Here is a 13,489-nt window from a genome sequence, read left to right as displayed (position 1 = left end):
CGGCCAGAGTCCCGAGGCGGAGCGATCCGGCGCGTAACCATGCGTGTGTTTCCCGAGGGCACCGCGGTGTGATGTGATCTTCAGCCATGAAGGCCAGGGTCATCGGCGCCGGCGTGGTGGGCTTGACCAGCGCGCTTCGGCTGGCGCGAGCCGGGCATGCGGTCGACGTCGTCGCCGCGGAGATGGGCAACGCCACCACGTCGTCGGTCGCCGCCGCGCTCTGGTATCCCTACCGTGCGTACCCGGAGGCGGACGTGACCCGATGGTCGGCGACCACCTACCAGGTGCTGCGCGGCCTGGCCTCCGACCCGTCCGCCGGCGTTCGGATACGCCTCGGGCGGGAGTTGTTCCGGTGTATCCAGCTCGTACCCGCGCTCGGCCAGGCCCGCATCCTCGGCCACCGCGTCGGTCTGCGCCCGGGGCGCCCCACCGTGCGGCTGGAAACCGAGTTCACCGACCGCGGTCCGGTCGTGCACTGCTACGGCCACGGTGGCGCCGGAGTCACCCTCTCCTACGGCTGCGCCGAGGACGTCGCCGAACTCGTATCCGGGCTGTCCTGACCCGGCCTTGCGGCCCATGGAGCAGCCCGCGAGTGCCGTTTTCTCCTCGCGTCACCGTCATCGAAATTCGCGTCCTCAGGATTCCCGGCGGACGTGCACCTTGCGGCACATTCATCTCGGCCCAGGGCCGACCAAATTTCGCAGTCCCATCTACTAGCGTCAATGTAAATCGCATAGTTTAGCCGCTAGGTTACGTTTTCCTTCATGTGCCTACTTGATCTCCAAATAGGAACGGTTAACTGCGGGCGGCAGTATCTTATGCCTCCCCGTCCGCTATCCGAGAGGCAGGAACATGTCCTCAAGACTGCTCCGCGGCCTGGCGACCGTCGCGGTGATGACCGCGGCGACGCTGGTCGCGGCGGGCCAGGCCGGCGCCGCCCCCACCACCCGCGCCCCGTCGACCAGCGCTGCCATCGGCAGCCCCGCACAGCTCAGCCCGGACGTCGCCCGCACCGTCACGGGTGACGGCACCGACGCCCGGCAGCGAGCCCTGGCCGCCTACTGGACCCCGACCCGAATGAAGGCGGCCAAGCCGGACACGGAGATTCCCGCGGTGAAGGCGGCGCTCGTCGCCCGCGACAGGGCGCGAGACCTGGCGAAGATCGCGACCCGGCCACAGGGGCCGGCTGGCAGCATCGCGCCGGCCGCGCCCGCGGTGGAGCCGAAGGCGAGCGGATCCACCTCCTCCGACATCTCGACGCAGGCCTACTACCCCAACTACCCGGTCGGGCACCCGGTGGCCCGCACCTCCGGCAAGGTCTACTTCACCCTCAACGGCGGCAACTACGTCTGCTCGGCCACGATCGTGAACACCGAGGGCAAGTCGGAGGTGTGGACCGCGGGTCACTGCCTTACCGGCAACCGGGCGTGGGCCACCAACTGGACCTTCGTCCCTAACTACAACAACGGGTCGGCCCCCTACGGCTACTGGTACGCCATCCAACTCTGGACCACCACGGCCTGGTTCAACAACAACGGCGACTTCGCCAACGACGTCGGCTCGGCGGTAATGGCCCGCAGCAACGGCTGGCGGATCACCGACTACCTCGGCGGCCAGGGGATCGCCTGGAACTACCCGATCGGCCAGTACGTCTACGCCTTCGGTTACCCTGCAGCGTACCCGTTCAACGGGGAGGTGCTCACCGCGGAGAACGGCCCCACCTACGACGGGGGTGGCGGCACCATCTACATGACCAACTACATGACCGGTGGCTCCTCCGGCGGCGGCTGGCTGATGTCGTTCGATGGCAACTGGGGCTACCTCAACGGACACAATGACTTCAAGTACAACGCGCTGCCGCAGTACATGTACTCACCGTACTACGGCAACCAGGTGGCGGACCTGTACAACACCGTCCGGAACATCTCCAGCTAGGCGGAAGTGATGGTGCCGGGTCCATTCCGGACCCGGCACCACGTCTTACCGTGCGGCGTCTCTACGGCGCCGGCTCCCGCAGCGCAGGTTCGCTGCCCCTGACTACCCCGGACCGGACCGGACCGGACCGGCACCGCCGATCGCGATCGGCTCGAATGGCGATGTCCTGGCCGGGAAGGAATATCGGTCGCCCCGCCGGACGTTCGGGGCTAGCGTGATCGCCATGTTCGGCACCGTCGGCTCTGTGCGGCCCGCAGGTTTTCACCTGCCGGGCGCCGCCGGCGTGTGCGCGTGGCTGGCTGATACCCGAGGCTGACCCTCCTCCCGCTGCGGCAGAACCACGGAGGAGGGTGGCCCGGTGCTCCGGCGCTGCCCGCACAGGCGCGCCGCGACGTGCGGTTCTGGCGCGGTTTCCGCGGATTGGCACCCGCCCGCGTTCGTCGTTCGCCAGTTTGTTCCACTGTGGAGTGTCATCATGGCCAAGAGCCAGTTCGTGCGCACGAAGCCGCACCTCAACATCGGCACGATGGGTCACGTCGACCACGGCAAGACGACCCTGACGGCCGCCATCACCAAGGTCCTCGCCGACCGTGACCCCGCCGTCAACCGGTTCGTGTCCTTCGACGGCATCGACCGGGCGCCGGAGGAGGTGGCGCGGGGCATCACGATCAACATCGCGCACGTCGAGTACGAGACCGCGACCCGGCACTACGCCCACGTGGACATGCCCGGCCACGCCGACTTCGTGAAGAACATGATCACGGGGGCGGCGCAGGTCGACGGCGCGATCCTGGTCGTCTCCGCGCTTGACGGGGCGATGCCGCAAACCCGCGAGCACGTGCTGCTGGCTCGGCGGGTCGGCGTGCCCTACCTGGTGGTGGCGATGAACAAGGCCGACGCGGTCGAGGACCCGGAGCTGCTCGACCTGGTCGAGCTCGAGGTCCGGGAGCTGGTGTCCGAGTACGGGTTCCCCGGCGACGACGTCCCGGTCGTACGGGTGTCGGCGCTGCGGGCCCTCGAGGGCGACCCTCGCTGGGTGTCGTCCGTCGTGGAGCTGCTCGACGCTGTCGACCGGTACGTCCCGGTGCCACCCCGCGAGCTCGGCGAGCCGTTCCTGATGCCGATCGAGAACGTGCTGACGATCTCCGGGCGGGGGACCGTGGTGACCGGCGCGATCGAGCGGGGCATCCTGCGGGTCGGCGACCCGGTGGAGGTGGTCGGCCTCGGTCCGACGCTGTCGACCGTGGCGACGGGGCTGGAGACCTTCGGCAAGTCGCTGGCGACCGCCGAGGCCGGGGACAACGCCGCCGTACTGCTGCGCGGGGTCAAGCGCGACCAGGTGCAGCGGGGTCAGGTGGTGGCGCTGCCCGGCAGCGTCACGCCGCACCAGCGGTTCCGGGCCAGGCTCTACGCGCTGACCACCGCCGAAGGCGGGCGGCACACGCCGTTCTTCGCCAACTACCGGCCGCAGTTCTACTTCCGCACCACGGATGTGGTCGGGTCGGTAGACCTCGGTGACGTGACGATGGTCCTGCCGGGCGACACCGTTGACCTGTCGGTGGAGCTGGGCAGGCCGATCGCGATGGATGTCGGGCTCGGCTTCGCGGTCCGGGAGGGTGGCCGTACCGTGGCCGCCGGCACCGTGACCGAACTGCTCGACTAGGTACGTGGGAAGGGCCCCTCACCAGGGGCCCTTCCCGTACCGCCTGGCATCTCGGCGAGCAGCCCTCTGTCACAGGTCCGGTGGCTTATGGTGAGAGGCCGGAGCGGCCACCGTCGCCGCACGGTGGTGCGAGGCGGACGCCCCGATGAACCGATAGGGACATTCACGTTATCCGGCCGGAAGGTGAACCGATGACCGAGAGGACGTCTCCGTGCCGTTTGCCCGTCGACCACTGCTGAGATGGACTGGGCCGGATGGGCGTTGTTCGGGTTGGTCGCCACCGCGGCGCTCACCGCGGCGCTGATCGCTGCTCAACTCGCCGGCCTCACTCGCCTCGACCTTCCCCTGGTGCTCGGAACTCTCGTCACCGAGGATCCCGACCGGGCGCGGGTCATCGGGTTCTTCATCCACCTCTGCGCCGGTCAGGGCTTCGCCCTCGGCTACGCGGCCACGTTCGCCCTGCTGAACCGCGCCACGTGGTGGATCGGGGCGCTGTTCGGGATACTCCACGTCGCGATCGCGCTCACGGTGCTCCTGCCGCTACTTCCGGGTGTCCACCCACGAATGGCCTCGCTGCGGGCGGGCCCGGCCAGCACCGCCGTACTGGAGCCGCCCGGCCTGTTCGCCCTCAACTACGGCGTCCAGACTCCCGCCGTCACGGCCGTCGTCCACGTCATGTACGGGGTCGTTCTCGGATTGCTCCTGAGCGCCGATTGACCCGCGCCGTACGACCAGGGCGATCCCCATGACCGGTGGATCGGGTGGGACCTGTCCTCGGCCCCCGGCGTCGATCAGCGACTACGGGCTGCTGGGTGACACCCGCACCGCTGCCCTGGTCGCCGCTGACGGCGGGATCGACTGGCTCTGCGTGCCCCGCTTCGACGGCGAGCCCCTGTTCGGCCGGTTGGTCGGGGGTCCGGACGCGGGAACGTTCCGGGTCGGCCCGGGCCGGCCGGCGACGGTCGTCGAACGGCGTTACCGGCAGCACACCACCACACTGGAGACGACCTGGGCGGTCGGCAGCGGCCGGCTGACGCTCACCGAGGCCATGGTGGCCGAGATCAGCGGCCGCCTCCTGCCCACGACACTGATCGTGCGGCGGCTGTCGGCCGAGGAGGAGGCGGTCGACATCGTCGTCGAGTTCGACCCCCGCCTCGGCGCACGGCACTCGCGGCCCCGAGTCCACCGCCGACGCCACGCCCTGGTGTGCGAGTGGGGGTCGCTCGCGGTGTCGCTGGCCAGCACACCCGAACTCACCGTCGAACCGGGCCGGCCTACCTCGATCACGGTCCGGCCGGGCCATGCGGTCACCCTGGTACTGGCCGTGGCCCACCGCGAACCGCTGATCCACGTCGAGCCGGCAGCAGCCTGGGAACTGCTCCGCGCCGACGAGAACCGGTGGCGGGCCTGGGCCGCCGAGATCGACGGATCGTTGCCCTTCCGGGAGCACGTCGTACGAAGCCTGCTGACCCTGCGGCTGCTCACCTACTCGCCGTCGCAGGCCCCGGTCGCCGCACCCACAACGTCACTGCCCGAGGATCCCGGCGGGGTACGGAACTGGGACTACCGCTATGTCTGGCCCCGGGACGCCAGCATCGGCGTCAGCGCCTTCCTCAGCGTCGGCAAACCGGAGGAGGCCCACGGCTTCCTCGCGTGGCTGTTGCACGCCAGCCGGCTGCAGCGGCCACGCCTGCCAGCACTACTCACCCTGCACGGCCGCCACGTACCGGCGGAACGGGCGTTGCCCGGCTGGCCCGGCTATCTCGGTAGCGTCCCGGTGCGGATCGGCAACGACGCCGCCGGCCAACACCAACTCGACGGCTACGGCTGGGTGGTCGACGCCGCCTGGGCGTTCGCCCAGAAGGGGCACCTGCTCTACAACGAGACGTGGCGGGCGGTGCGCGGCTTCGCCGACCTGGTCGCCCGTCACTGGCAGCAGCCCGACGCCGGCATCTGGGAGGTCCGCACACCCGGCCAACACGTCCATTCCAAGCTCATGGGCTGGCTCGCCCTGGACCGGGCACTGCGCATCGCCGACACTCACCCGCTCTCAGACCGCCAACGTCGACGCTGGCAGATGGCACGAGACGCGATCGCCACCGAGATCCGGACCCGCGGCTTCGACCCGACGGCGGGCAGCTACGTCCGCAGCTACGGCTCCCCGGACCTCGACGCGGCCCTGCTCGTGCTGCCGCTGCTGGACATGGACAGCATCGAATCACCCCGGGTGCGGGGCACCATCAACGCCATCCGGGACAGGCTCTCCGCCGGCGGTCCTCTCTTATACCGCTACCCGCCGGGGAGTGACGGCTTCCCCGGCGCGGAAGGGGCCTTCCTGCCCTGCTCCTTCTGGCTGGTTCAGGCCCTCGCCCGCACCGGACGCCGCGCCGAGGCGGTCGACCTGTTCCAGGCCATGCTCGAGCACGCCAACCCACTCGGCCTCTACGCCGAAGAACTGGACCCCGCCACCGGCGCTCACCTCGGCAACTACCCGCAGACGCTGACCCACGCCGCGCTCATCCAGGCCGCACTCGCCATTCGAGACGCCCCCGCCATTGATCCTGAGCCTGCCTGACCGCCGGTAGAACGACCTCGGCAGGCGCCAGCAAATGATCTTGGTTGACTGCCTTCGACCGTGGCCGTGAGGTCAGAATCCGATGGCTTCGCGGAGCAGCAGGACGGTGCCGCGCCCCGGCTGGAGCTCTGCGTTGAGGATGAGCAGGCGGTTGATGGCGCTGGGTCGCCCGTAGGCCAGCTGGGCGCGGGCGCTTTCCAGCGGGAGGGCGTGGTCTTCGACGCGCCGCAGCGCGGCGCTGAGGTCCGGTACCACCTTCTGCGCCCCGACGATCCAGATCGCGCGGGCGGCGCCGCCGGCGTAGGCGGGTAGTTGGCTTCCGCTGGCCGAGGCGGCGACGAGGGTGCCCGTTTCGGTGAGCGCGGCGACGCTGCCCACGACGACGTCGGGGCTGGCGGCCACCCGGCGGATGTCGTCGGCACCGGTGACGCGGTCCATGGCCAGCAGGCGTGGCTTGAGGGCCCGGTACCGCCCGCTGGTGTTGATGTCCGCATCGATGCCGGACAGGCGGAGGGTCTCGCTGGCCGCGGTGAATACGCTGGCGCCGTAGCCATGGTGCCTCCTGGGCTGGTCCTATGGTGGCGGGGGGTCAGGAGCGGGTCGTGCTGGACGGGTTGGCCGGCGCCTCCGCCGGGCCGGGCGCCGAGCCCGCCAGTGGAGTGGTGTCGAGATACCTGACCTCGTAGACCCGCTCGGTGAACTTCCAGCCGTCCGCGGTGCGCTGGTAGCGGTCGTGGTAGATGGCGTAGTTCAGCCCTTGGCGGCCGTCGCGGGTGCGCACGAGCTCCTGGAGGTAGGCCCGGCCGGTGGCGGTGTCGCCGTCCAGCTGGATCGTGCCCGGGTGCGTGGTCTGCACGAAGAACTCCCACTGGTCCTGCAGCCGCTCGCCCCCGGCGCGGATCTCCTCACGGCCGACCAGCTCGACGGGGATGTTGGGCATTCGCAGCGCGCCGTCCGGCGTGAACAGCGACGCGAGGCGGGCGCGGTCGCGCATCATCGCCGCGTCGGTGAACTCGCCGCGCAGCGCCTCGATCTCGACGCGATCGGCGATGGCCTGAAAGTCACTCATCGGTTTCCTCCCTTGTCACATCGGAGCCGCGGTTCGCGGGGATGGTTTGCTCATCCGAGCAGTCCGACGAAACAGCTCCCCGGAATGTGAGGCGAACCGCCCACCTCACATTCCGGTGCGCTGCCTCGTCGGACTGGTGAGACAGATGCGAGCAAGGGAGCCGGCGGCGCCATGACCACCCGATCCGAGCCAGAACCCGGCCGGCCCGATCCCGGCCTGAGCGCGCTCGTGAGCGAACGACGTCAGCTGATCAATCTCGCGTACCGGCTCCTCGGCTCGCTGGCCGAGGCTGAGGACGCGGTGCAAGAAACGTACGCCCGCTGGTACGCCCTGTCCGAGCATCAGCAGCAAGCCATCGAGTCTCCCGGCGCCTGGCTGACGACGGTTGCCAGCCGCATCTGCCTCGACCTGCTCGGCTCGGCACGGGTCCGGCGAGAGCGCTACGTCGGCGAATGGATTCCCGAACCGCTGCCCGAACCCACCGAGTGGATCAACGGGCGGCCAGGTGGCGCCACGGCCGACCCGGCCGACCGGGTCACCCTCGACGAGTCGATCAACATGGCCTTCCTCGTCGTACTCGAATCGATGACCCCGGCCGAACGCGTCGCGTTCATCCTGCACGACGTCTTCCGCTACTCCTTCGCCGAAGTGGCCGAGATCGTCGGCCGCACCCCGGCGGCATGCCGCCAGCTGGCCTCCTCGGCCCGCCGCCGCATCCGCACATCGCAGGCTCCCGCGGCCCCGACAGCGCACCGCGCCGGCATCGTCCGAGACTTCAAGCAGGCCTGGGAAGCCCAGGACATCGAGGCCCTCGTCGGCCTCCTCGACCCGGACGCCACGGCGACCGGTGACGGCGGCGGCCTGGTCCGCGCCGAGCTCCGCCCGGTGGAAGGCGCCGAGCTGATCGCGCGCTTCTTCGCCGGCCTCGCGCCCAGGGCAGCCGACGTGACGATCCTGGAGCGTACGGTCAACGGTCAGCCCGGCCTGGTCGCCGAGCAGGACGGCGTCACTGTGGCGGTGTACGCGTTCCAGGTCGCGGGCGACCGGATCACCCACATCTGGGCGGTACTCAACCCCGACAAGATCCGGCCCTGGACGACCGACTGACGTCGCTACCCGCAGGGTCGCCGGGTCCGGAGCCGTCCTGCAGTGCCTGGACGGGCGTTCAAGCGGAGTGGGCTGTCACAACCGCGACCGCGCCCTGTCGCAGATCCCGCGGCTGCCCTGTCTCGGCTAGGTGACGAGACAGCGATCGGGGGCCACCTGCGCGCCCAAGAACACCAGCATGGTCGACTATTGCCGCTTCGCGATCGCGGCGCTGTCGGCTGGCATCGCTCGTTGAAGACGGCGCTCATGGGACGTGCGAAGCGGGAACCGAGGATCAGAAGGAGAAGGGGCGGTGGCGCCGTGAGGACCAGTCGACTGGAGGCGTTCAGTGACGGGGTGCTTGCCATCATCATCACGATCATGGTGCTGGAGCTGAGGGTGCCGAAGGGGCACGATTTCTCCGACCTCGTCCACACGAGCGGCGTCGGGCTGCTGACCTATCTCCTCAGCTTTGTCTATGTGGGCATCTACTGGAACAACCACCACCACATGTTCCACCTGGTTCGGCGGATTGGCGGCGGCGTGCTGTGGGCGAACCTGGCGCTGCTGTTCTGCCTGTCGCTGTTCCCGTTCACGACAGCCTGGGTGGACGACTCGAGGTTCGAGCAGACGCCGGTCGTCATCTACGGTCTGAACCTGCTCAGCGCCGCCATCGCCTACTTCGTGCTCCAGACGGTGATCATCCGACGGGAAGGACCGGATTCGCCGCTGCGCCAGGCCATCGGCAACGACTTCAAGGGCAAGGCCTCCCCGGTGTTCTACATCGCCGGGATCCTCAGCGCCCTGACGATCGACCGGAGCGGGCATATCGGAGTCTGGATAGCCCTGGCGTGCTTCGTCAGCGTCGCGATCATGTGGATCGTGCCGGACCGGCGCATCGACCGGGTGGTCCGCCAGCACGAAACTACGGACTGAGCCGGCGCACGCCTACCTGACACCGCACTACTGGCGGCTGGCAGCGTCTGGCAGTCCCTTTCCCCCGTACCGGGCGCTGGCGTGGGGTGCCCGCCGGGCGAGGAGATAGACCGCGCCGGCCACGACCGCCAGGGCGAGCACCTCACCGAGGAGCGACCCGAGGCCGGTCTCGATCCGCTCGTTCAACCAGAGCAGCCCGACCGCGATGGCCACCAGCGGGTCGGTGACGGTGATGGTGGCCAGGGCAGGTGCTCCTACCGGACCGGCTTGGTAGGCGTTCTGGCTCAGCAGCACGCCGAATGGACCGAGCACGATGAGGGCGTAGGTCTGCCATTGCCCGAACACGGCTAGCGGGGCCTCATGAAGGTGGGTCAAGCTGCTGATCAGTCCGGCGGTCACGCCGTAGCAGACGCCGGCCGCGAGGGCCAACGGCAGGGGACGCCACCGTCGATCCAGCCGCAACGCCGCCAGCAGGCAGAGCCCGACGGTAACCGCCACGGCGGCAAGCAGCAGCGCCGCGGACCAGAGCGAGCCGAATCCCCCGCCCTGGCCGGGGGCTGGCCGGGCGATCAGCAGGAAGGCACTGAGCCCGAGCAGACACAACGCCGATTCGACCAGCAGCGGCCGGTCGGGCCGAACGTGTCTGCTTGCGGCGAACAACAGGACGTACCAGATCAGCCCGCTCACCAGCAGTGGTTGCACCAAGATCAGTGGGATCCGGCTCAACGCCGCGACCTGGCAGGCGAACGCCAATATCGCGAGCACCACCGACCAGCGCCAACTGGGCACGCCGAGCAGGTGTACCAGCAGCCGCGGCCGGCCGGCGCGTTCCTGCGGTACCTGCCAGGAGGCGCGGAACTGCAGCACCGACGACGCCCCGAACGCCGCAGCGGCACCGAGAGCCAGTGGTACTCCGAACGCCAACTGCCCCGCACTACTCACCATGCGCCAACCGGCCAGATCATCGTGCAAAGCGGCCGGGGCGGGCGGTTCAGCTGGGCCAACGGCGGCAGCATGGACACCCTGACCCCTCCCCCGCCCCGTCATCCGACAAGCCCCGGCACAAGAACCAAAATACCGGAGATAGTACGAGGCGACCGATATATGCCTTCGATCCTGATCTGCTCAACCCGGTCACGGGTTCCCGTCGGCTCTTCGTGGCTCCGTTCGGCTGATTCGCCTGATCCAGTGAGTGCGGCCGTCCGCTACCGGCGGCGCGCACTTACGGCCACCCGGCGCGACGGGTTAGACCAGGGTGACCGCTCGTTGGAGCGGGTTCTGCGTGTCCGGAAGGGGGTCGCCCGGTGCGGACCGATCGTCCCAGCCCACGCCTCGACAACGTTGAGGCGACCGTCCGCCGGCGAGGTAGCTCGATGAACAGCACGGAAGCTCAGGTGCGCTCGGGACCGCCGCCTGGCTATGCGGCGGAGCTCGGGCGCGAGCTGCGCCGCGTCGTGCACGGCGAGGTCCGCTTCGGGTCGGGCGACCGGGCCATGTACGGCTTCGACGCCTCGATCTACCGGCAGCTGCCGATCGGGGTGGTGCTGCCCCGGCATGCCGAAGACGTCGAGGCGGCGCTCGCGATCTGCCGGCGGTACGGGGCGCCGGTGTTCGGCCGCGGGTGCGGTACGGCTCTGGCCGGGCAGGCGGTGAACGCCGCCGTGTGCTTCGACTTCTCGAAGTACATGACCCGGCTTGTCTGGCTGGATCCGCACCAGCGCCGCGCGCGGGTACAACCGGGCCTGATCTGCTCCCACCTCAGCGGTGCGGTGCAGCAGCATCGCCTGACCTTCGCTCCGGACCCGGCGACGCAGGACCACGCCACGCTGGGCGGGATGATCGGCAACAACTCCTGCGGCACGCATTCGGTGATGGGCGGCAAGACCGTGGACAACGTCCACGAGCTGGAGGTCATCACCTACGACGGGGTTCGTATGCGGGTCGGCGCCACCGGCGAGGACGAGATCGAGCGGATCATCGGGCTCGGTGGGCGCCGCGGTGCGATCTACGCCGGCATGCGGCACATCCGGGACACCTACGCCGACACAATCCGGTCCGGGATGCCGGACATCCCACGCCGGGTGTCCGGCTACAACCTCGAACAATTGCTGCCCGAGAACGGCTTCCACGTTGCCCGCGCGCTGGTCGGCTCCGAGTCGACGCTCGCGCTGACGCTGGAAGCGGACTGCCGGCTGGTCCCCTCGCCACCGGCACGAACACTCGTCGTTCTCGGCTATCCCGACATTCCCAGTTCGGGAGACGACGCGACGTGGCTGATGGGATTCGGGCCGATCGGGGTCGAGTTCTTCAGCCGGCACGTGGTGCAGAACCTGCAGGCGAAGCACATGGCATACGGCGATCCGCGGCTGTTGCCCGCCGGCGTGGCCTGGGTGCTGGTCGAGTTCGGCGGCGACACCCAGGCGGAGACCAACGACCGAGCCGAGCAGCTGATGGCTGCGCTGCGTCAGCGCCCCGGCGCGCCCGAGCACCAGTGCTACGAGGACCCGCGGCAGCAGGAAGCGGTCTGGGAGATCCGCAAGCACTCGGCAGGGACCACCCGCATGCCGATCGGGCTCGGTGGTCACGGCGGATGGCCGAACTGGGAGGACGCCGCCGTGCCGCCCGACCGCCTGGGCGACTACCTGCGGGCGTACACCGCTCTGCTCGACCGGTACGGCTACGACGGCGTGTTGTTCGGCCACTGGGGGCAGGGGTGCATCCACTGCCGGCTGGACTTCGACCTACGCAGCGCCGAGGGGGTTCGCGCGTTCCGCGGGTTCATGGAGGAGGCCGCCGACCTGGTGGTGTCGTTCGGTGGCTCGCTGTCCGGCGAGCACGGAGACGGGCACGGCCGCGCCGAGCTGTGGCCGAAGATGTTCCCACCCCGGCTGATGGAGGCGTTCGCCGAGTTCAAGCGGGTGTGGGATCCACAGGGGCGGATGAACCCGCACAAGCTCATCGACCCGTACCCACTCGATTCGCACCTGCGGGAGGGCGCGAGCTTCCGGCCACGCCAACTGGAGACGGCGTTCCGGTACCCGCAGGACGGCGGCAGCTTCGCCGAGGCCGTCGGCCGCTGCTTCGGCGTCGGGGTCTGCCGCCACACCGAGGGTGGCGTCATGTGCCCCAGCTTCATGGTGACCCGGGAGGAGAAGCACACCACGCGCGGTCGGGCGCGGCTGCTGCAGGAGATGGCCGACTCCTCGGGCAGCATCACCAGCGGATGGCGCAGTCCCGAGGTCAAGGAGGCGCTCGACCTGTGCCTGGCGTGCAAGGGATGCAAGGGCGACTGCCCGGTCAGGGTCGACGTCGCCACCTACAAGGCCGAGTTCCTGCACCATCACTACGCCGGCAGGCTGCGACCACGGCAGGCGTACGCCCTCGGGCTGATCAACGTGTGGGCGAGGCTGGCCTCACGTGTGCCGCGGCTCGCCAATCTCGCCACGCACTCCCCGGTGCTCGGCACCGCGGTCAAGGCCGTCGGGGGGATCGCCCGCGACCGGACCGCACCGGTGTTCGCGGCACGGACCTTCACCTCCTGGTTCGCCGAACACCGCCCGCGGCACCCCGACGGGCCCACCGTACTGTTGTGGCCCGACACCTTCACGAACTTCTTCGACCCTCGGGTCGGCGTCGCGGCGGTCGAGGTCCTCGAATCGGCGGGGTTCCGGGTCAAGGTGCCCAGCCGGGGGTTGTGCTGCGGCCGACCGCTCTACGACTACGGCATGCTGAACCTCGCCCGGCGGTATCTGCTCCGCATCCTCGACACCCTCTCCGACGACATCGAGCGTGGGGTGCCGCTGGTCGGACTGGAGCCGAGCTGCCTGGCCGTGTTCCGCGACGAGCTGACCACGATGTTCCCCGACGACGACCGCGCGCAGCGACTGCGGGCACAGGCGTTCAGCCTCGCCGAGTTCCTCCAACGGCACGCGCCTGATTGGACGCCGCCGCGGCTGCACCGGGACGCCCTCGTCCAGACCCACTGCCACCAGCACGCCGTCATCGGCTTCGACCCGGACCGCGAGCTGCTCACGGCGATGGGCCTGAACGTGGCGATGGCTGAGCCCGGGTGCTGCGGCATGGCCGGCAGCTTCGGCTACGAGGCCGGCGAGAAGTTCGAGGTGTCGATGGCGGCCGGGGAACGCGTCCTGCTGCCCGCCGTCCGGGACCGCAGCGCCGCCACGGTGATCGTCGCGGATGGGTTCAGCTGCCGCGGTCAGACACA

Annotated in this window: 11 protein-coding genes; 8 read left to right on the top strand and 3 right to left on the bottom strand. The window is 69.6% G+C overall.

Features of this window, described 5'->3' with window-relative positions:
- Positions 1–86: 86 nt before the first annotated feature.
- The 5 genes from ONA70_RS09650 (at position 87) to ONA70_RS09630 (ending at position 6,173) form a co-directional block, all read left to right on the top strand.
- The gene (locus ONA70_RS09650; protein WP_265006010.1) at positions 87–560 is read left to right on the top strand and encodes an FAD-dependent oxidoreductase; all 474 of its coding nucleotides are present in this window, start codon (positions 87–89) and stop codon (positions 558–560) included.
- Between the two features lie 292 nt (positions 561–852).
- A complete protein-coding gene (locus ONA70_RS09645) occupies positions 853–1,935 on the top strand; it encodes a ribosomal eL19 family protein (protein ID WP_265006009.1) in 1,083 nt (360 codons plus the stop codon).
- Positions 1,936–2,410: 475 nt separating this feature from the next.
- Complete coding sequence (gene tuf, locus ONA70_RS09640; protein WP_265006008.1) at positions 2,411–3,598, top strand: elongation factor Tu; 1,188 nt, start codon at positions 2,411–2,413, stop codon at positions 3,596–3,598.
- Positions 3,599–3,838: 240 nt separating this feature from the next.
- Complete coding sequence (locus ONA70_RS09635) at positions 3,839–4,315, top strand: hypothetical protein (RefSeq protein ID WP_265006007.1); 477 nt, start codon at positions 3,839–3,841, stop codon at positions 4,313–4,315.
- A gap of 28 nt (positions 4,316–4,343) precedes the next feature.
- A complete protein-coding gene (locus ONA70_RS09630) occupies positions 4,344–6,173 on the top strand; it encodes a glycoside hydrolase family 15 protein (protein WP_265006006.1) in 1,830 nt (609 codons plus the stop codon).
- 72 nt (positions 6,174–6,245) lie between these two features.
- Here the strand turns inward: ONA70_RS09630 and ONA70_RS09625 are convergent, their stop codons facing one another.
- A complete protein-coding gene (locus ONA70_RS09625; RefSeq protein WP_265006005.1) occupies positions 6,246–6,611 on the bottom strand; it encodes a lactate utilization protein in 366 nt (121 codons plus the stop codon).
- Positions 6,612–6,762: 151 nt separating this feature from the next.
- Positions 6,763–7,242, bottom strand: a complete 480-nt coding sequence (locus ONA70_RS09620; RefSeq protein ID WP_265006004.1) for a nuclear transport factor 2 family protein — start codon at positions 7,240–7,242, stop codon at positions 6,763–6,765.
- Positions 7,243–7,470: 228 nt separating this feature from the next.
- On the opposite strand from ONA70_RS09620, the gene sigJ reads away from it, so the two are divergent.
- Positions 7,471–8,349, top strand: coding sequence for an RNA polymerase sigma factor SigJ (sigJ, locus tag ONA70_RS09615; RefSeq protein WP_265006003.1), 879 nt, complete (start codon positions 7,471–7,473; stop codon positions 8,347–8,349).
- A gap of 246 nt (positions 8,350–8,595) precedes the next feature.
- Positions 8,596–9,264: a TMEM175 family protein gene (locus tag ONA70_RS09610; RefSeq protein WP_265006041.1), complete on the top strand. Its 669-nt coding sequence runs from the start codon at positions 8,596–8,598 to the stop codon at positions 9,262–9,264.
- 27 nt (positions 9,265–9,291) lie between these two features.
- On the opposite strand, the gene ONA70_RS09605 is transcribed toward ONA70_RS09610, so the two are convergent.
- Positions 9,292–10,209, bottom strand: coding sequence for a DMT family transporter (locus ONA70_RS09605; RefSeq protein WP_265006002.1), 918 nt, complete (start codon positions 10,207–10,209; stop codon positions 9,292–9,294).
- A gap of 428 nt (positions 10,210–10,637) precedes the next feature.
- On the opposite strand from ONA70_RS09605, the gene ONA70_RS09600 reads away from it, so the two are divergent.
- Positions 10,638–13,489, top strand: a 2,852-nt coding sequence (locus ONA70_RS09600; RefSeq protein WP_265006001.1) for an FAD-binding and (Fe-S)-binding domain-containing protein, incomplete at its 3' end; no start/stop codon positions are given.

The sequence above is a fragment of the Micromonospora yasonensis genome (assembly GCF_026013475.1).
Lineage (GTDB): Bacteria > Actinomycetota > Actinomycetes > Mycobacteriales > Micromonosporaceae > Micromonospora > Micromonospora yasonensis.
The sequence above is the reverse complement of the archived record's forward strand: the minus strand, read 5'-3'. Positions and strand labels throughout refer to the sequence as shown.

Coding starts and splice junctions, on each gene's coding strand:
- ONA70_RS09630 (WP_265006006.1), top strand. CDS start 4,344: ATGACCGGTGGATCGGGTGGGACCTGTCCTCGGCCCCCGGCGTCGATC.
- ONA70_RS09620 (WP_265006004.1), bottom strand. CDS start 7,242: ATGAGTGACTTTCAGGCCATCGCCGATCGCGTCGAGATCGAGGCGCTG.
- ONA70_RS09650 (WP_265006010.1), top strand. CDS start 87: ATGAAGGCCAGGGTCATCGGCGCCGGCGTGGTGGGCTTGACCAGCGCG.
- ONA70_RS09645 (WP_265006009.1), top strand. CDS start 853: ATGTCCTCAAGACTGCTCCGCGGCCTGGCGACCGTCGCGGTGATGACC.
- tuf (WP_265006008.1), top strand. CDS start 2,411: ATGGCCAAGAGCCAGTTCGTGCGCACGAAGCCGCACCTCAACATCGGC.
- ONA70_RS09610 (WP_265006041.1), top strand. CDS start 8,596: ATGGGACGTGCGAAGCGGGAACCGAGGATCAGAAGGAGAAGGGGCGGT.
- ONA70_RS09605 (WP_265006002.1), bottom strand. CDS start 10,209: ATGGTGAGTAGTGCGGGGCAGTTGGCGTTCGGAGTACCACTGGCTCTC.
- ONA70_RS09635 (WP_265006007.1), top strand. CDS start 3,839: ATGGACTGGGCCGGATGGGCGTTGTTCGGGTTGGTCGCCACCGCGGCG.
- ONA70_RS09625 (WP_265006005.1), bottom strand. CDS start 6,611: ATGGACCGCGTCACCGGTGCCGACGACATCCGCCGGGTGGCCGCCAGC.